Raw genomic sequence first — 16636 nt, forward strand, 5'->3', positions numbered from 1 at the left:
CACAACTTTTAAAAGCAGCCTATTTCTCCTGTGGCGAGCAGGCTTGTCCTGCGTTGGGCTGCGAAGCAGCCCCAAAAACAGACGCTGAGTACTTTCAGCAAAATTGCCGTGCCTGTACTGGGGCCGCGCCGCAGCCCAACGCAGGACAAGCCTGCTCGCCACAGGAGAAATAGGCTGCTTTTAAAAGTTGTGTAGATACCTATGCTCATCGCGGGCAAGCCCGGCTCCCACAAGGGGCCGCATTCCTCCTGTGGGAGCCGGGCTTGCCCGCGATAGCGATCTGACTGACGCCGGCAGCCAATAGCCGTTCGCATTTCGCGAACGCTCCTTGCCAACTGACGGTTGGATTTATCTTCCCTCTGTCCTCTAGCCTTGGCTGCATATTCCAAGAACAAGAGGACCATCCCATGACAGCGCCATTGAGCGGTATCAAGGTGATTGAAATCGGCACGCTGATTGCCGCGCCGTTCGCCGCGCGGATGCTGGCCGAGTTTGGCGCCGAGGTGATCAAGATCGAAGCCATGGGCCAGGGCGACCCGCTTCGTAAATGGCGAAAGCTGCACGAAGGCACGTCGCTGTGGTGGTACCTGCAATCGCGTAACAAAAAGTCGCTCGCCCTGGACCTCAAGTCCCCGGAAGGCCTGGGGTTGATCAAGCAATTGCTGGGCGACGCCGACGTGCTGATCGAAAACCTGCGCCCTGGCGGCCTGGAGAAACTCGGCCTGGGTTGGGACGTGCTGCATGCGCTGAACCCCAAGCTGACTCTGGTGCGTATCTCCGGCTACGGCCAGACCGGGCCTTACCGCGATCGCCCAGGGTTTGGTGCGATCGGTGAGGCCATGGGCGGCATTCGCTACACCACCGGCAACCCCGACTCTCCGCCGGCGCGGGTTGGCGTCAGCCTGGGTGACTCTCTCGCCTCGTTGCACGCGGTGATCGGCGCGCTGATGTCGCTGCTGCGGGTCAAGACCGGGCAGGGCGAGGGGCAGGTTGTCGATGTGTCACTGGCCGAAAGTGTGTTCAACCTGATGGAAAGCCTGGTGCCCGAATACGACATGCTCGGCCATGTGCGTGAGCGCAGCGGCGGCGCCTTGCCGGGTATTGCGCCGTCCAACACCTACCTGACTGCCGACGGCGCCTATGTGGTGATCGCCGGCAACAGTGACCCGATCTACAAGCGTCTGATGCACACCATCGGCCGTGCCGACCTGGCTGAAGCGCCGGAGTTTGCCCACAACGACGGCCGCGCCGCCAAAAGTGGCCTGCTCGATGCGGCCATTACCCACTGGACCAGCAGCCTGCCTATCGACCAGGTGCTCAGCGCGCTCGAAGCCGCCGAGGTGCCGGCCGGGCGCATTTACTCGGTGGCCGATATCGTCAGCGACCCGCACTACCAGGCGCGTGACATGCTGCTCAATGCCCAATTGCCCGGCGGCGTGTCGGTGAAGATGCCTGGCATTGTGCCCAAACTTTCCGAAACCCCTGGCGGTGTGAACTGGCAAGGCCCGACCCTGGGCCAGCATACCGATGACATCCTCGGCAGCCTGGGCCTCACCGGCGCCGATATCCAACGCCTGAAGACCGCGGGAGTGGTGCAATGATCACTGATTATTCTGACGCGCTGATCGTGCAGGAAGTGTCCCCGCGCGATGGCTTGCAGATCGAACCGACGTGGGTTGAAACCGCCGACAAGATCACGCTGATCAACGCGCTGGCGCAGGCCGGTTTTTCGCGGATCGAGGCGGGCTCGTTCGTGTCGCCCAAGGCCATTCCCGCGTTGCGTGATGGCGAGCAGGTGTTCCAGGGCATTGAGCGCCGGGCCGGTGTGATTTATGTGGCGCTGATCCCCAACCTCAAGGGCGCCCTGCGCGCCATCGAGTCGCGCGCCGATGAGCTGAACCTGGTGATGTCCGCCAGCCAGACCCACAACCTGGCGAATATGCGCATGCGTTGCGAGGCATCGTTGGCGGCGTTTGGCGATATCGTCAGCTTTGCCGCCGACCACCCGGTGCGGCTCAACGGCAGCATTGCCACCACCTTTGGCTGCCCGTTCGAAGGCAAGATCGATGAAGACCGCGTGCTGCAAATAGTCGACGCCTATCGCGAGTTGGGCATTCAGGGCATCACGTTGGCCGACACCACCGGCATGGCCAATCCGCGACAGGTCGAACGTTTGGTCAAGCGCGTGCTGCAACAGGTGCCGGCCAGCGATCTGACCCTGCATTTTCACAATACCCGTGGCCTGGGTTTGTGCAATGTGCTGGCCGCTTACGAGGCTGGAGCCCGCCGGTTTGATGCGGCATTGGGTGGCCTCGGCGGTTGCCCGTTTGCACCGGGCGCGTCGGGCAATATCTGCACCGAAGATTTGGTCAACCTCTGCGAAGAGGTCGGCATTCACACCGGCATCGACCTGCCGCACCTGTTGCAAATGTCCCGTCGCTTGCCGGCCTTGCTTGGGCATGAACTGCCCGGCCAAGTCGCCAAGGCCGGGCGCAATGGCGACCTGCACCCGCCACCGGCTTACATCGCCACGCTGTAACGCGCTACCAGACAACAAAAACAATCGGGCGCCTGTGAGCAGCCCGCTGGAGAGAAACCATGAGCACTAATACGTTAGAGGCCGGCGTGCGCCCGGCCGCTGAAATCGATGCCGAAAAAGCCCTGGTCAGTAAGGTCGCCTGGCGCCTGATGCCGCTGATCATGGTGTGCTACCTGTTCGCGTTTTTTGACCGCATCAACATCAGCTTCGCCAAGTTCCAGCTGCAAACCGACCTGAGCCTGAGCGACACCGCCTATGGCCTGGGCGCCGGCTTGTTTGTGGTGGGTTATGTGCTGTTCGAAGTGCCGAGCAACATGATGCTCTACAAGGTCGGTGCCCGCCGTTGGATCGCGCGCATCATGATGTCGTGGGGCCTGGCCACGGCGGCCATGGTGTTTGTCACCGCCGAATGGCAGTTCTATGGCCTGCGCTTCATCATCGGCGCAATGGAGGCGGGGTTTGCGCCTGGCGTGCTGTATTACCTGACGCTGTGGTTCCCGCAGCACTTTCGTGGGCGCATCACCTCGATGCTGTTCCTGGCCTCGGCCTTCGCCGGTTTAGTCGGCGCGCCATTTTCCGGCCTGGTGCTGGAACACCTCGACGGCGTACTGCAAATGCGCGGCTGGCACTGGCTGTTCCTGCTCGGCGGCTTGCCCTGCATCGGCCTGGGTTTTCTGGTGCTGACCTTGCTCAAGGACCGCATTGAAGACGCGCATTGGCTGACGCCTGCCGAGAAAACCCTGCTGTCGAGTCGCATCGCCAAGCATGAGCCGAACCAGCATGGTGGCTCGCTGCTTTCGGCGATCCGTATTCCTGGGTTTTTGATGCTTGGGTTTATCTACTTTCTGATCCAGGTGGCGTCTTACGGTCTCAACTTCTGGGCGCCACAGTTGATCCGCAGTGCCGGTACCCAGAGCCCGGTGATGATCGGCCTGCTCACCGCCATTCCCTATGTGTGCGGGGCGATCAGCATGGTGGTGATCGGGCGACTGTCGGACGCCACCGGTGAGCGCCGCAAGTTTGTCTGCGGCCTGGTGGTACTGGGCGCCATTGGCTTCTTCTGCGCCGGGATCTTTGCCGACCACACCACCTTCCTGATCATCGCCCTGGGCCTGTTGGGCGCGGGCATTATTGCCTCGATCCCCACCTTCTGGACCCTGCCGCCCAAATTGCTGGCTGGCGCCGGTGCGGGTGCGGCCGGTGGCATTGCGGTGATCAACACCCTCGGGCAGTTCGGCGGTATCGTCAGCCCGGTGATGGTGGGGCGCATCAAGGACCTCACCGGCAGCACCACGCCGGCGCTGTATGTGATCGGTGTGTGTGCGCTGTTGGCGGCGGCGCTGCTGCTGTGGGGCTTGCCACAAAAACTGCGCACGCTCGACAGGGGCTGATCAGCCTGCCGTGGCAAGGGCGCGGGCCGGTGTGGCGCTGAACTGAATCAACACCACCCCGCCAATCAACAACAACGCCCCCAGCACGCGGGGCGTTGTCAGTTGGCGTTCCATCAGGCCGAACAGGCCAAAGTGATCGAGCAGCAGCGAAGCGAGAATCTGCCCGGCCATGGCCAGCGCAATAAACCCCGACGCGCCGAGCTTGGGCAGCAACATCAGCGCCAGCGAAATAAAGCACACGCCAAACGCGCCTCCGGCCCATATCCACAGCGGCGCCTTGGTGATAAAGGCCAGGCTCGGCAAGGGCAGGCGCAGCGCGATGATGACCGGCAGCAACACAATAATGCTCACCAGCAGTGACGCCAGCGTGGCCCACAACGGGTGCCCCAGCCCGCGCCCGAGGCTTGCGTTGATCGCACTCTGAAACGGCACCACCGCGCCGGCGATCACCGCCAGTGCCAACAGACCTACCCAATGCAACGTCGTCATCTCAGTTCTCCCAGAGGTTTTGCTGGACTCTAGGCTATTCGTCGCGCAAATTTAAATTCCAAGTTCTTATGCTGAGCATGCAGCTGATGAATGACCTGCGTCGCATCGACCTCAACCTGCTGGTGATCCTCGACGCCTTGCTCAGCGAGCAACACGTCACCCGCGCCGCCGAGCGCCTGCACCTGAGCCAGCCGGCGGTCAGCCATGCGCTGGCGCGCTTGCGTGATCTGCTTGGTGACCCATTGCTGGTGCGCCAGGGCGGTGCCTTGGTGCCGACCGCCCGCGCCCTGGAGCTGGCCGCGCCACTGGCCGAAGCCCTGGCCCAGGTGCAGGCGCTGCTGGCGCCCAACCGGTTTGATCCAGCATCGGCCAAGCGCCGGTTTCGTGTGGCGATGTCGGACTACAGCGCGGCGATTTTCCTGCCGGGGCTGGTCCGCACCTTGCGCCGTGAAGCGCCTGGCATCGACCTGCAAATCGTCCAGGCCAGCCGCGAAGGCATGGTCGATGGCGTGCTCAATGGTGACCTCGACCTGGCCGCCGGGGTGTTCCCCGACATGCCCGCCGAACTGCGCACCACGCCGTTATTCGAAGAGCATTACACCTGCCTGATTGACCGCGAAAGCCTGCCGAAAAACGGCGTGCTCGATCTGCCCGCTTACCTGTCGCGTCCGCATGTGTTGCTGGAAATGCGCGGCAGCGGCACCCCGGAGATCGAACGGGCGTTGACGGCAATTCGTGAGCGCCGGCATGTGGCGATCAGCCTGCCGCACTGGGGCGTGGCACCGCAGTTGATCCAGGGCACAGACCTGGTTTTGACGGTGTCATCCAGAGGCTTGCTCAACATCGATCAGCAGCACCTGCTGGCTGTGCCGCCGCCGTTTCATATCCCTTCGTTTGCGTTTGAGTTGGCGTGGCATGCGCGGCGGGGCGGGGATTCGGGGTTGCAGTGGTTGATTGGGCAGGTGCAGGGTGTATTGTCCGTCTGAACCGTGGCTACCAGGAAGCGGGTGGCTGGCGGCGTGTATGAAAAATTCGCATCACCTGTAACCGGCCATCTCGAATACGGTAGGGAACGATATAGGGCCATCGGGGCACTACCCATTCGCGCGTGCCGGGCACTCTGCCTTCTTTGCCCATTGCCGGAAATTCAGCGACATGTTCAAGCCCGGTCAAGATCGCCTGCACGAACTCATGGGCAGCTTTCGGGTTTTCTTCGGCAATGTAGGCCGCTTCATCGTCAAGATTCCTGAGGGCAGCCCTCAGCCAATCAACCTGCATTGTTACGCCATTTATCGGCGACTGCTTTTACTTCGGCCGCTGTCGCAAAGTCGCCCGCATCAGCTTCTTTCAATGCTTTTTGAATTTCCTCTATTTGCCAGGCCTCACGCGTCAGGTATTCGCGTAATGCATCTACGGCTAGAAAGGATTTGCTGCGCCCTGTCGCCTTGGCGAGACTGGCAAGCGTGTCGGCGACGTCTTCCGGTATGCGTAGAGACATAACAGACATAAGAGCCTCGATGTAGTGATGTGTAGTGCAACATACTACATCGTCATCGCAAAAACGGTTTGCCCCGTTCGTCACTGGGTGAATAGATAAAAGGACATTCCATGCTCTGCGGCCTTAACCACCTGACCCTTGCCGTCACCGACCTGAACCGCAGCATCGGCTTCTACTATCAATTGTTGCAACTTCGGCTCGATGCGACCTGGGACGGCGGCGCCTATTTGTCCCTACCCGGTTTATGGCTGTGCTTGTCCCTCGACCCATTGCGCTCGCCAGAGCCTGCGGCTGAATACACGCACTACGCGTTTACCGCCGATACCGGTGATTTTGCGGCGCTGGTGGCGCGCCTGCGCGCTGCGCAGGTGCGGGAATGGCGCGACAACCGCAGTGAAGGCGCGTCGTTCTACTTTCTCGACCCCGATGGCCACAAGCTCGAAGCCCACGTCGGCGATCTGGCCTCACGTTTGCAGGCCTGTCGCGCCAAGCCTTATGCAGGAATGAAGTTTTACCCGTAGCGGCGGAACGTGCAGAATCGATCCACCTCATCACCGTCTATCAGAGTCGCGCCCATGACCCTATCCCTGCTGTTCGCCGTGCTTGCTTCGGGTTTTATCTATGGCATTACGCCCGGTCCGGGCGTGCTCGCCGTATTCGGTATCGGCGCTGCCCGTGGTCGCCGTGCCGGGGCGGGTTTTTTGTGCGGGCATTTGCTGGGTGACGTGGTGTGGTGCAGCACGGCGCTGATTGCCATCGTGGGCGCGCGGGAAGTGGGCAGCACAGCCTTTGATGCACTGGGCGTGCTCAGCGGTTTATACCTGTTCTGGCTCGGCTGGCGTGCGATCCGTACCCAGCGGCGCAGCAGCGATGCACCTCAGGACGCGGCGCGGCACCCGTTCTGGCACGGCATTGTGTTCGGTCTCACCAACCCCAAGGCTTACCCGGTGGCCGTGGCGACCTTCACCGCGTTGTTGTCCAGCCGTGCCGAGTTGCTGACGTGGGCGATGCTGCCGTCGTTGATCTTCCTGAGCTTTATCGGTGGCCTGCTGGCCTATGCCATTCTGATCGGCGTGGTCGGCGCCCGACGTGTGCGCACCGTGTATCAGCGCCATGAAATCCTTATCACCAAACTCTGTGGCGTGATGTTTATCGGCTTCGCCATCAATGCCCTGGCGCATGCGTTGCCGGGCCTGTTTGGCAGCAAACCGGCCTGATACAGCGACGACCGTTCGTCGCACTGGCGAGTTTTTTCTAAACCTTTGCCGCCCTGAAAATTCGAATTCAGGGCGGGGCGTCTGTTCCCGCACCTATTTTTGACCTGGAGGAACCCATCATGAGCCGCATGGCTATCCGGTTACGCACCGCCAGTTTCGCGATGCTGCTGGGCCTCGGCGCCAGCAATGCTTTCGCCCAGTCGCCTGCTGAATTCATCGAGCAGGCTTCGGCCAAAGGGATGGCCGATATCGAAACCAGTCGCATGGCCCACGCCAGAACCTCGTCCCAGGAAATCAAGGACTACACCATCGAGGTGATCAACGAACGCACCCAGGCCAACCAGCACCTGGCAGCCATCGCCAAGAAACTCGACTTGCCGGTGGCCCCGCGCGAGAAGATCGTCGATAAAGCCGAAACCTTGATGCCCGAACTCAAGGACGGCGACTCCTTCGACGCGGCCTACACCGCGCAACAGGTCAAGGAAAACGAAGACGCCATTGCCCTGTTCAAACAGGAAGGTGCGGCGTCCGATGTGCCGGAAATCAAAGCGCTGGTGGATGAAACGCTGCCCAAGTTGGAGGAGCGCCTGCAAAAGGCCCGTGCCTTGGCGTCGACCTATGGCAAAGGTCATCAAGGCGACGGTTGAGTCCGTCACTTGAGATAGAAAACGGCGGTTGGATTTTCTCCAGCCGCCGTTTTTTTATGCCTGGTTCAGATCGGTTTTGTTGGTCACCGCATCGTCGACTACTTCGCCGCAACTGCTGTTGAGGCTGACATTGCCTGCGGCGCCGATGCTGCGGTATTCGCTGCGCAGTTTTTCCAGTTCCTTACGGTCCAGGCCATCGAGGCTCAGCACGGCGTTTTGCGCATCCTTGGAGACGCGCAGCAACTCGTCGATCTTGATATGCAGGATGTCGTTGTCGCGGTTTTGCGTGTTCTGGATCAGGAACACCATCAGGAAGGTGATGATGGTGGTCGAGGTATTGATGATCAGTTGCCAGGTGTCGTTGTAGTGGAAATATGGCCCGCTGAGGCTCCACAGGAAAATCAGTGCGACAGCCACGTAGAACGTGCGGGCACTGCCTGCCCAGCGGGACAGAGATTGGGAGACTGCAGAGAATTTCATGACCGTTTTTCCTTGACCGGAGGGTGATGAAATTATGGACCGCAGGCCCGCTTCGAAATTTCTTTTTACATTTTAGGGTTAGAACAATGTCGTGCTTTTTCCTCCGGCTATCTTAGGAATTGGCCTACTGCGCCTTTGAGTGGCGGGAGCAAGACTGGTTTTTTTATCCGGATGTTCTCCCATGCACGCTAACGCCGCCTGCGATTTGCCCACGCTCTACGGTAAAACCGAAGAGCATTTTTTTGCCGCGGTGTGCCCAACGCATCGTCGATACAGCGGCGGCATCAATGCTTATTTCACGGATGAGTATTTCAGCCCGTTCAATTTGTTGTTTATCCGGGTTGGCAGCACTTTGCTGGATAACGCTTTGGCCGCACCGCTGGAGCTTATCCGGCGTACCACGCAGGCAATACGCGTGGTGATCCATGAGGAACAGGTCGAAGCGCTGGGTGAGGTGTTTTTGGCACACGGCTTTAAGCCGGTCGAAAAGACCACCGCGATGGTGGGTGACCTGGCGTGCCTGGCGCCATGGGTGGGCGAGAGCGGTGTGCAGGTCCAGCTCACGCGGAACATGAACGATTGGGCTGAGCCCTTTGGCAGTGCGTTCATGAGGCTGCCCGAGGAGGTTGCGCGTTATCAGGTCCGCCACCAGCGGGCCCTGGACGCGGGTGAGGCGCTTTACCACTTCATCTTGTCCGATGAGGGGCAGGTAAGGTCTTCGCTGGTGCTGTCCCTGTGTGATGGTGAGGCCCGGCTTAGCGATATCGGCACACTCATGGGCTTGCGTGGCAGAGGGTACGCCACTCGATTGATCCATGCCGCTCTGCTGCACGCGTCGAGCCTCGGGGCCCTGCGATGCTTTCTAGAAGCCTCGCAGGGTGCCTTCGCGCTGTACCGGCAACTAGGTTTCGAACCTTTGTACGAGTGCCAGGCCTTTACCCGTGACGCCCTTGCAGACGCGTAATCAGAGGGCCAGCTTTGCCTGGCCGCGATCCTCAAGCGCCAGCAAATACTGCTTGGCCTCAAGCCCACCGGCAAACCCGGTCAGCCCGCCCGAAGCACCGATCACCCGGTGGCAGGGCGCGACGATCGAGATGGGGTTGCGGCCATTGGCTGCGCCTACCGCGCGCACGGCCTTGGGGTTGCCGATCTGCTGGGCAATCTGGCTGTAGCTGCGGGTTTCGCCGAAGGGGATGGTCAGCAGTGCCTGCCAGACTTGTTTTTGGAAATCGGTGCCGTCGAAGTCCAACGCCAGATCGAACTGATTGCGGGTGCCGGTAAAGTATTCCCGTAGCTGGCGCTCGGCTTCCAATAACACCGGGCTGTCGTCGGCTAGATGCAACTCGCCCAGACGCACGCGATTGGCGCGTTCTTTTTCCCACAGGATGGCGCTGAGTTTGCCGTTGCGCGCCACCAGGGTGAGCTGGCCGACGGGGGAAGGCATGAGCTTGTATTGGTAGGGCATGAGCGGGCTCCTTGAAGATGTAGGGGGCCACTATCCACCTTGTGGGCGGTTGGGAAACCCAGTTTCTTGCGGTCAAATTCTACTGGGACTAAATGCTCCAGTGAATCCAGTTACCGGAACCATAGGCCCAAGCGACGAAATAGATGAACCAGACGATCGAGGGCGTCGACAGTGCTACCCATGAACCGAGGTTAAGTAGCGCAAGTGCGGTTGCGCAGAGTGTGATGCCTCGGCTGGCGTTCTGCCTTGAATACCAGACGCCATAGATGGATCCCGCCAGAGCCGCTATCGACGCCAGGCTCCTCAGGCCGAAAGGGATTGGCGTCAGCGGTAACAGCAGTGGAATGATCAATACCAGCCCCACCACCTTTCTAACGACTTGGCTCTCAGTTTTTTGTACAGGCACGCGCATTGGCTCTGCTCATGGGTAAGATATGTGCGCATTTTTAACGAAGGTCGTCTTCGTCGCTTTAGGAATTTGCTTAAGTCAATGTTCCTGCTGCAGAACCTTTAGTGCTGCCGATGCCAGAAAGCCGGAACGGCTTTTTTCTTCAGGATGATGCAACACGTATTCATCAATTCGATTCAGCAGGTAACCCGGCAGGGTGATATTGAGCTTCTGCGCTTTGCCCAGATATTTAGTGACATCAATATCAACCACGGCCCAAATGCAGCCGGCATATGCCTGGTTGGCCGCGTGCAGGGTGACTTTCTGAGCGGTGGGAATCGGCGCGCCATCCTCTGCAAGGATTTCAAAGTGCCCTTCGATCGCTTCGCGGGCCATGGCCATGGCGTCGTCCAGGTCGTCGCCGGCGGAGTAGCAGCCAGGAATATCCGGCACTTCCACACCCCAGGCGTGGTCCTCGTCACCGGTTGAAATTGCGATGGGGTAAAGCATGTCTATTGCTCTCCAGGGGCGCTCAGCTCAGCAGCGCCTGTTTCAAAATACTCTTGGCGGTCTTGTCCAACAGGTCTTTCTTTGGATGAGGAATCGTCACCAGCCCCGGTTTGGTCGGGTGTTTGAAGTGGTGGTGACTGCCTCGGGTGCGTACCAGGTACCAGCCATCCGCAACAATGTGACCTATCAAATATCGGCTATCCACAGCACCTCCTTGTGGTGTGTGTTGGTAGTGACTATAACCACTGAAAATAAATTATCAACACTCTACCTACCGACGGCTGACGACCGGCGTTTCGGTAAGTGCTGAATGAAGTGTATGAGCCTTTGAAAACGGCGTCTTAGAGAGGTATTGCGGGGATTTTCGAAGTGTTACTCGTTGTTTAAGACATGGGCGAGAACGGCGAGAAATGCGTCAGCCAACAGGCTTTTTCTGGTCGCAGGCGTCAGCACCAACAGCTGCGCACAGGCATCCACCTCGACCATGGGCTTATAGGTGATACCCTTGTTCATCAAGCTCCGGGTGCATTCGGGTACCAATGCCACGCCTTGCCCGGCGGCCACCAACGCAATGATCGAAGTGATCTGCCGCCCGGTCGGCCCGGCGCGCAGGGGCACGCCGTGATGTCGGTACAACTGCTCGATCGACTGGTTCAACCCCGACCCGTAATCGGGCGGAAACAGAATCAGCGGGTAAGCACTGAGCTGCGCCAGGCTCACCTGCGTTTGGTCGGCTAACGGACTTTCACTGGAAACCGCCGCCCACAAGCGCTCCTCACCCAGCGACAGCGCTTGCACGGCCTGGCTTTGCGGCAGCAGACGACTCAGGCCGACATCCAGGCGCCCATCTGCCACCTGTGCGCCCAGGCTGCCGGAAGCGCACTCCACCAAGGTCAACTGCACATCGGGAAAACCCTGGGCGAAGGCCTGGATCGCCTGGCTAAACAGGTCCGACAGCGCGATCGAACTGACGTAACCCAAGGTCAGTTGCCCAGCGGTCCCGGCGGCCAATTTACCGGCGATTACCTGTGCCAGCTCCACCTGTTCCAACACGCCACGCGCATAGGGCAAGAACGAACGGCCCTGAGCGGTGAGGGAAACCGTGCGGCTGGTGCGATCAAACAACTTGAAGCCCAACTCCGTTTCCAGCGCCGAGATCTGCCGGGTCAACGGCGGCTGGGCCAGGTGCAGGCGAAGGGCTGCGCGGCCGAAGTGCAGTTCTTCGGCGACCGTCAGAAAGTAACGCAGCTTGCGTAGGTCGAGCATCCTGATCCCTGGGTATTGATCGGTTCGAATTCGGTATTGGTTTAAGACCCGCTGGCCATTCTATAAAGACCTCACAAAATAAAACGAGAGGTTTCATGAAACCGCGCCTGCATTGTGCCCGTCTTGCCCTGTTCCTGTGTGGCTGCGCGGCGTTTCTAAACCTGTATGCCACCCAGAGCATCCTGACCACGTTCGCCGAGCAGTTTCATATCAGCGCCAAGGCGGCGGGCTGGAGTATCACGGTCACCACCCTGGCCGTGGCAGTGACCGCGCCATTTGTCGGCCGGCTGACCGGGCGTTTCCAGCAGCGTACGGTCATCGCTGTGACCGCGCTGTTACTGGCCTTGCCCGCGCTGATGACCGCCTACGCCGGCAGCTTTGCCGAAGTGTTGGTGTGGCGCTTTGTGGAAGGCATGTTGATCCCGGTGGTGTTTGCCACCAGCGTGGCTTACATCGGCGACCGCTGGCACGGCGCCACGGTGACCGAAGTCACCAGCCTCTATGTGGCGGGCACCGTACTGGGCGGGTTCGCCGGGCGCTTCGTCACCGGCGTGATGACCGAATATGTCGGCTGGCGCGAGGCCTTTGAATTGTTGGCCGTATTGAGTTTGATGGTCGGTGGGTTCATTCAGTTTTTGCTGCCCGATAACCCGCCGCGAGTCGCACCGGTCAAGGCTGCTTCGTCAGGCGTTTTTCGCAAGCCATTGGTAGCTGCCTACGCCGTAGGGTTTTGTGTGTTGTTCTCCCAGGTTGCGGCATTTACCTACGCGGGACTCTACCTTGGCCTACCGCCTTTCAACCTCGGGCCTGCGGCCTTGGGCACGCTGTACATGGTGTTTCTGCTGGCCTTGATCGTGATCCCTATCGCCGGCCGCCTCAGCAAAGCGCGGCCCCACGCCGAGCTGCTGGCTGTGGCTGCCGTGCTGGGCATCAGTGGCTCGGCACTGACCCTGGCGCCGTCGCTGGGGTGCATCGTGGCGGGCCTGGCGCTCAGTTCGACCGGTGTCTTTCTCGCCCAGGCCGCCGCCAACGCGTTCATCAGTGCCACCGCGCAGGCCAACAAGGCAGGCGCCGTGGGCGTTTACCTCACGTGTTATTACCTGGGCGGCAGTTGTGGTGCCATCGTCCCCGCCTTGATGTGGGAGCGCTGGGGCTGGGCTGGGTGTGTAGCGCTGATTATCGGCTTTCAACTGCTGACGTTGCTGATCGCCCTGACGGGCTGGAAGCCCCTTAAACCTGAGTTGATCCAAGCATCATGACCGACACCAGCGCTGTGCCTGCCCGCGAAACCTCAAACCGCCGCCGCTCGCTGATCGCCGGGTGCGGCGCCCATGCCGTACACGATGGCCTCACGGATGTGATCTACGTGCTGCTGCCGATCTGGCAGGCACAGTTCGCTCTTTCCTACGCGCAGATCGGGCTGTTGCGCGGTGCCTATTCCGGGATGATGGCCGTGTTTCAGCTGATGGCCAGCCGCGCCGCCCGACGATGGGGGCGCATGCCGATGCTGGTGGGCGGCACGGCGCTTGCTGGCGTCGCTTATTTGTTGGTGGGGCAGGCCACTGGGCTGATCATGCTGCTATTGGCGTTGCTGTTAGGCGGTTTGGGCGCCAGCACCCAACACCCATTAGCCTCTTCGATGATTACTGATGCTTATGAGGACGGCGGCGGGGTCAAGCAAGCCTTGTCCCAATACAACTTTTCCGGCGATATCGGCAAAACCCTGATTCCGGGGTTGGTCGGCTTGCTGCTCACCGTCATCAGTTGGCGCGCCAGTGCCACACTGTTGGGCTTGCTCGGCGTGGCGGCGGCGGGGTTGTTGTGGTGGTTAGTGCCTGCGCAAATGTCCGAAACCGCTTCTGTAAAAAAAGCCAAACCCCTCAGCGGAACCGGCTCCATTACCGGCCTGCGCGCCCTGATGCTTACCGGCACGCTCGACAGCGCCGTGCGCATGGGCTTTCTCACCTTCCTGCCGTTTCTGCTGCAAGCCAAAGGCGCGGGAACTGCCGGCATCGGCCTGGCGTTGACGCTGCTGTTTATCGGTGGCGCGTTCGGCAAATTGCTCTGCGGCTACCTCGGTGCCCGCATCGGCATGATGAAAACCGTATGGCTGACGGAAACCAGCACGGCGCTGCTGATCATTACCGCCGTGTACCTGCCGCTGAATGGGCTGATGGTGATGCTGCCACTGCTAGGGTTGGTGCTCAATGGCACCTCCTCAGTGCTGTACGGCGCCGTGCCGGACCTGGCAGCGGCGGGAAAACGCGAGCAGGCGTTTGCTGTGTTCTACACCGGTACGATCGGCGGCGGCGCGCTGGCGCCGGTTCTGTTTGGTGGTGTGGGCGATGCACTGGGCGTGCCGGTGGCGGTGATGGTATTGGCGGGCATGTTGTTGGTGACGTTGCCGCTGGCGTGGGTGGTGCAGCGGGGGTGTGCGCCTCAAACAATCGAATAATTGCTGGTATGCCCAGGCCGAGCCAACAGATCAATGCCCAGTGAGTGAAGCACCTTCAGAACCGTTTCAAAACGAGGTTTTGCGCCCGGGGCAAATGCCTTGTACAAGCTCTCGCGCCCTACGCCCGCATCCGTGGCGATCTTTGTCATGCCACGGGCTTTGGCGACGTAGCCTACGGCGCGAAGGAACTCTTCGTTGTCACCGTCAGCCAGCACCTGAGAAAGGTATTCGCTGATGGCCTCATCACTGTCGAGCAGCTCGGCCATATCAAATGTCGTCAGTGTTTGAGTCATGATCAAACCTCCTTTGCTAATTTTTTTGCTCGCCGGATATCGGCCTCTTGTGAGGACTTGTCGCCACCTGCCAGCAAGATGACAACCTCCCTGCCGCGCAGGGTGAAATAAACGCGATAACCTGCACCTACGTCTATCCGCATCTCTGAAACACCGCCGCCCAGCATCTTGAAATCACCCAGATTTCCCACACTGGCTCGCTCGATACGTCGAGCAATAGTGATTTTTGCTCGCAGATCGCGAATTGCCGAGCACCATTGAGTGAAGGCTTGGGTTTGCTGGATCGAATAACGCACGGGGCCTCACAGAATCTCACTGTATCTACTTGGATACGGGTTGGCAAGAGACACGTCAGTGTCGAAGGCTGGGGAGAGTGATGCGAGGGCGTGCCGGTTTCAAACGTTCTTCAGGGTTTTCCTATTGCCAGAATTTACGGTCTGAAGGAGAACGGTACAGCGGTCCTGAATGTTGCGTTATTGCCTACACAACACACAGAATCGTCTGAGTTGTACGCCTTGGACGAGCGCTTTAAGGTTCGTCTGCCGCTGCCCATCAGCGGTCGGGTTTAGTAGCCCGATTTGATCAACGGCGTATGGCTGTCCTATCAGTCAGGCATCTCGATGTCTGTCCTCAATGGTGGCTGTACGCAGGGCACTTTCGGGTGCGCCGGTTTCGTTGATCCGCCGGTCTACTAACCTGCATACAGCCGCCACCCATTGTTTAGTAGCTCTGGAAGGTGGTCCTTACCGAGGATCAACAGATGTGTACTGACTCCTGCAACCCAACCGCGACCCTGTTCAGCGTCCGCCCCGAAGCCAACACTGAAGCCTTGCTCGCCAACGCCTACGAAACCATTGCCGGCGCGGGTGCCATGACCAACGAGTTCGCCGAAAGCCTGCCTTCTCAACATCGATACCTGGCCTTGGCCATTCAGCAAATGATCGAACTGGGGCTGATGCTGGTAGAAGCGGCGCAAGACCGCGTGGACCGCGCCGCGTAGGTTTTTCACGCCCTGCAACAGGCTTGCCTTCCCAGGCCGCACATACCAAGGGGAAGGGGAGCCATCAGAACTGCAGCTGGCCGAGGTCGGTGACCGCGACTGCTTCTTCAGCCAGATCATGGGTGTCCGACTGTAAATTTTTTCATGATTTCAGTTTGGCGTTTCTGGGCGTAGGGGAGTATCAGGGCACGGCAAACAGATGAAACGCACTTGTATGAGTCCCAGTGTGGGACTAGGATCATTCTATGAGAATCATCGCGATTAGCCAGCTCAAGACTTTTTGGCAGAAACACCCGGATTCAGAGCAACCCCTCCTTGCCTGGATTGACGAGGTCAAGAAAGCGAACTGGCAAACGCCCGCAGACATCAAGGGCCAATTTCGCCATGCGAGCGTTCTCAAGAGCCGTCGGGTCGTGTTCAACATCAAAGGCAATGACTACCGGCTAGTGGTCTCTGTGGCCTACCGCTACGGCGCGCTCTACATCAAATTTGTCGGCACACATAAGCAGTACGACGCCGTTGACGCAGATACTGTTGAAATGGAGTAACCCATGAACATTCGACCCATTCATACCGAACAGGATTACCAGGAAGCGCTGAAGGCTGTCTCGCCGCTGTTCGACAACGAACCAGAGCCAGGGACTTCTGAAGGGGATTACCTTGAGGTAATGATTACGCTGATAGAGGCTTATGAAACGAAACACTTTCCGGTTGACCTGCCCAATCCGGTAGATGCCATACGTTTCAGGATGGAGCAGTCTGGTTTGTCAGCAACAGACCTTGTGCCTGCCATCGGGCGCAAAAATCGGGTTTATGAGGTGCTGAACGGAAAACGAGCTCTCACGCTGCCGATGATTTGGAAACTGCATGAAATGTTTGGGATTCCGGCGGAGAGTTTGATTAAGCCGGTAAAAGCTCTGTAGTACTCAGATGGTTTGGCTCGCTGAGAAATCCGGGCTACTTATTAGGGCACCGGATTTTTTTGCCTGCCGTTCCCG

The 16636-nt window shown here is 59.6% G+C and carries 24 protein-coding genes; 13 read left to right on the top strand and 11 right to left on the bottom strand.

The window, feature by feature from the left end; all coding sequences use genetic code 11:
- Positions 1-407 precede the first annotated feature (407 nt).
- From GIW48_RS20145 to GIW48_RS20155, 3 genes are read left to right on the top strand one after another with little or no spacing between them, the layout of a single operon-like run.
- Positions 408-1601 carry a CaiB/BaiF CoA transferase family protein gene (locus GIW48_RS20145; protein WP_236463060.1) on the top strand — a complete coding sequence of 398 codons (1194 nt, stop codon included), beginning with the start codon at positions 408-410 and terminating at the stop codon, positions 1599-1601.
- Positions 1598-2539, top strand: a complete 942-nt coding sequence (locus GIW48_RS20150) for a hydroxymethylglutaryl-CoA lyase (protein ID WP_236463063.1) — start codon at positions 1598-1600, stop codon at positions 2537-2539. The genes GIW48_RS20145 and GIW48_RS20150 overlap by 4 nt, the downstream gene beginning before the upstream one ends.
- Before the next feature lie 59 nt (positions 2540-2598).
- Complete coding sequence (locus GIW48_RS20155) at positions 2599-3930, top strand: MFS transporter (protein ID WP_236463067.1); 1332 nt, start codon at positions 2599-2601, stop codon at positions 3928-3930.
- On the opposite strand, the gene GIW48_RS20160 is transcribed toward GIW48_RS20155, so the two are convergent.
- Entirely contained in the window at positions 3931-4419 is a 489-nt protein-coding gene (locus tag GIW48_RS20160; RefSeq protein WP_169985474.1) for a DMT family transporter, read from the bottom strand.
- A 77-nt stretch (positions 4420-4496) separates the two neighbouring features.
- Here GIW48_RS20160 and GIW48_RS20165 point away from each other — a divergent pair, with 77 nt between their 5' ends.
- Complete coding sequence (locus tag GIW48_RS20165) at positions 4497-5405, top strand: LysR family transcriptional regulator (RefSeq protein ID WP_395600163.1); 909 nt, start codon at positions 4497-4499, stop codon at positions 5403-5405.
- A gap of 7 nt (positions 5406-5412) precedes the next feature.
- Here GIW48_RS20165 and GIW48_RS20170 read toward each other — a convergent pair whose 3' ends face one another.
- Both GIW48_RS20170 and GIW48_RS20175 read right to left on the bottom strand, forming a co-directional pair.
- Positions 5413-5697: a type II toxin-antitoxin system RelE/ParE family toxin gene (locus GIW48_RS20170; RefSeq protein WP_017137286.1), complete on the bottom strand. Its 285-nt coding sequence runs from the start codon at positions 5695-5697 to the stop codon at positions 5413-5415.
- Entirely contained in the window at positions 5687-5926 is a 240-nt protein-coding gene (locus GIW48_RS20175; RefSeq protein ID WP_017137287.1) for a CopG family ribbon-helix-helix protein, read from the bottom strand. Before GIW48_RS20175 ends, GIW48_RS20170 begins: the two co-directional genes overlap by 11 nt.
- 101 nt (positions 5927-6027) lie before the next feature.
- Between GIW48_RS20175 and fos the strand changes: the two genes are divergently transcribed.
- The 3 genes from fos to GIW48_RS20190 all read left to right on the top strand — a co-directional run bounded on the left by fos (position 6028) and on the right by GIW48_RS20190 (position 7781).
- Positions 6028-6438, top strand: coding sequence for a fosfomycin resistance glutathione transferase (gene fos, locus GIW48_RS20180; RefSeq protein WP_176991247.1), 411 nt, complete (start codon positions 6028-6030; stop codon positions 6436-6438).
- A 54-nt stretch (positions 6439-6492) separates the two neighbouring features.
- Positions 6493-7134 carry a LysE family translocator gene (locus tag GIW48_RS20185; protein ID WP_236462883.1) on the top strand — a complete coding sequence of 214 codons (642 nt, stop codon included), beginning with the start codon at positions 6493-6495 and terminating at the stop codon, positions 7132-7134.
- Between the two features lie 119 nt (positions 7135-7253).
- Entirely contained in the window at positions 7254-7781 is a 528-nt protein-coding gene (locus tag GIW48_RS20190; protein WP_017137290.1) for a DUF4142 domain-containing protein, read from the top strand.
- A gap of 54 nt (positions 7782-7835) precedes the next feature.
- Here GIW48_RS20190 and GIW48_RS20195 read toward each other — a convergent pair whose 3' ends face one another.
- On the bottom strand, positions 7836-8261 hold the full coding sequence (locus GIW48_RS20195; protein WP_017137291.1) for a low affinity iron permease family protein: 426 nt from the start codon (positions 8259-8261) through the stop codon (positions 7836-7838).
- 181 nt (positions 8262-8442) lie between these two features.
- Between GIW48_RS20195 and GIW48_RS20200 the strand changes: the two genes are divergently transcribed.
- Positions 8443-9225: a GNAT family N-acetyltransferase gene (locus tag GIW48_RS20200; RefSeq protein WP_138452872.1), complete on the top strand. Its 783-nt coding sequence runs from the start codon at positions 8443-8445 to the stop codon at positions 9223-9225.
- Here the strand turns inward: GIW48_RS20200 and GIW48_RS20205 are convergent, their stop codons facing one another.
- The 5 genes from GIW48_RS20205 to GIW48_RS20225 all read right to left on the bottom strand — a co-directional run bounded on the left by GIW48_RS20205 (position 9226) and on the right by GIW48_RS20225 (position 11890).
- Entirely contained in the window at positions 9226-9726 is a 501-nt protein-coding gene (locus GIW48_RS20205; RefSeq protein WP_017137293.1) for a methylated-DNA--[protein]-cysteine S-methyltransferase, read from the bottom strand.
- 88 nt (positions 9727-9814) lie between these two features.
- Positions 9815-10138, bottom strand: coding sequence for a hypothetical protein (locus GIW48_RS20210; protein WP_017137294.1), 324 nt, complete (start codon positions 10136-10138; stop codon positions 9815-9817).
- A 75-nt stretch (positions 10139-10213) separates the two neighbouring features.
- Positions 10214-10624, bottom strand: a complete 411-nt coding sequence (locus tag GIW48_RS20215; protein WP_169985481.1) for a type II toxin-antitoxin system HicB family antitoxin — start codon at positions 10622-10624, stop codon at positions 10214-10216.
- Positions 10625-10646: 22 nt separating this feature from the next.
- Positions 10647-10829: a type II toxin-antitoxin system HicA family toxin gene (locus GIW48_RS20220; protein ID WP_017736377.1), complete on the bottom strand. Its 183-nt coding sequence runs from the start codon at positions 10827-10829 to the stop codon at positions 10647-10649.
- A 167-nt stretch (positions 10830-10996) separates the two neighbouring features.
- Entirely contained in the window at positions 10997-11890 is an 894-nt protein-coding gene (locus tag GIW48_RS20225; RefSeq protein ID WP_236447681.1) for a LysR family transcriptional regulator, read from the bottom strand.
- Positions 11891-11985: 95 nt separating this feature from the next.
- Here GIW48_RS20225 and GIW48_RS20230 point away from each other — a divergent pair, with 95 nt between their 5' ends.
- Both GIW48_RS20230 and GIW48_RS20235 read left to right on the top strand, forming a co-directional pair.
- Complete coding sequence (locus tag GIW48_RS20230) at positions 11986-13149, top strand: MFS transporter (RefSeq protein ID WP_236458983.1); 1164 nt, start codon at positions 11986-11988, stop codon at positions 13147-13149.
- Entirely contained in the window at positions 13146-14345 is a 1200-nt protein-coding gene (locus GIW48_RS20235; RefSeq protein ID WP_236472918.1) for an MFS transporter, read from the top strand. Before GIW48_RS20230 ends, GIW48_RS20235 begins: the two co-directional genes overlap by 4 nt.
- Here the strand turns inward: GIW48_RS20235 and GIW48_RS20240 are convergent.
- Positions 14330-14638, bottom strand: a complete 309-nt coding sequence (locus GIW48_RS20240; protein ID WP_017137300.1) for an addiction module antidote protein — start codon at positions 14636-14638, stop codon at positions 14330-14332. The genes GIW48_RS20235 and GIW48_RS20240 overlap by 16 nt on opposite strands.
- A 2-nt stretch (positions 14639-14640) precedes the next feature.
- Positions 14641-14934, bottom strand: coding sequence for a type II toxin-antitoxin system RelE/ParE family toxin (locus tag GIW48_RS20245; RefSeq protein ID WP_138451919.1), 294 nt, complete (start codon positions 14932-14934; stop codon positions 14641-14643).
- Positions 14935-15398: 464 nt separating this feature from the next.
- Between GIW48_RS20245 and GIW48_RS20250 the strand changes: the two genes are divergently transcribed.
- The 3 genes from GIW48_RS20250 (at position 15399) to GIW48_RS20260 (ending at position 16561) form a co-directional block, all read left to right on the top strand.
- Positions 15399-15638 (top strand): DUF6124 family protein, encoded by a 240-nt coding sequence (locus tag GIW48_RS20250; protein ID WP_017137302.1) that lies wholly within the window; start codon positions 15399-15401, stop codon positions 15636-15638.
- 245 nt (positions 15639-15883) lie between these two features.
- Positions 15884-16186, top strand: a complete 303-nt coding sequence (locus GIW48_RS20255) for a type II toxin-antitoxin system HigB family toxin (protein ID WP_236460903.1) — start codon at positions 15884-15886, stop codon at positions 16184-16186.
- Between the two features lie 3 nt (positions 16187-16189).
- Positions 16190-16561, top strand: a complete 372-nt coding sequence (locus GIW48_RS20260; protein WP_138451923.1) for a helix-turn-helix domain-containing protein — start codon at positions 16190-16192, stop codon at positions 16559-16561.
- Positions 16562-16636: the final 75 nt, after the last annotated feature.

The organism is Pseudomonas sp. PA-6-3C (assembly GCF_021605825.1).
In the GTDB taxonomy this organism is placed as follows: Bacteria; Pseudomonadota; Gammaproteobacteria; order Pseudomonadales; family Pseudomonadaceae; genus Aquipseudomonas; species Aquipseudomonas edaphica.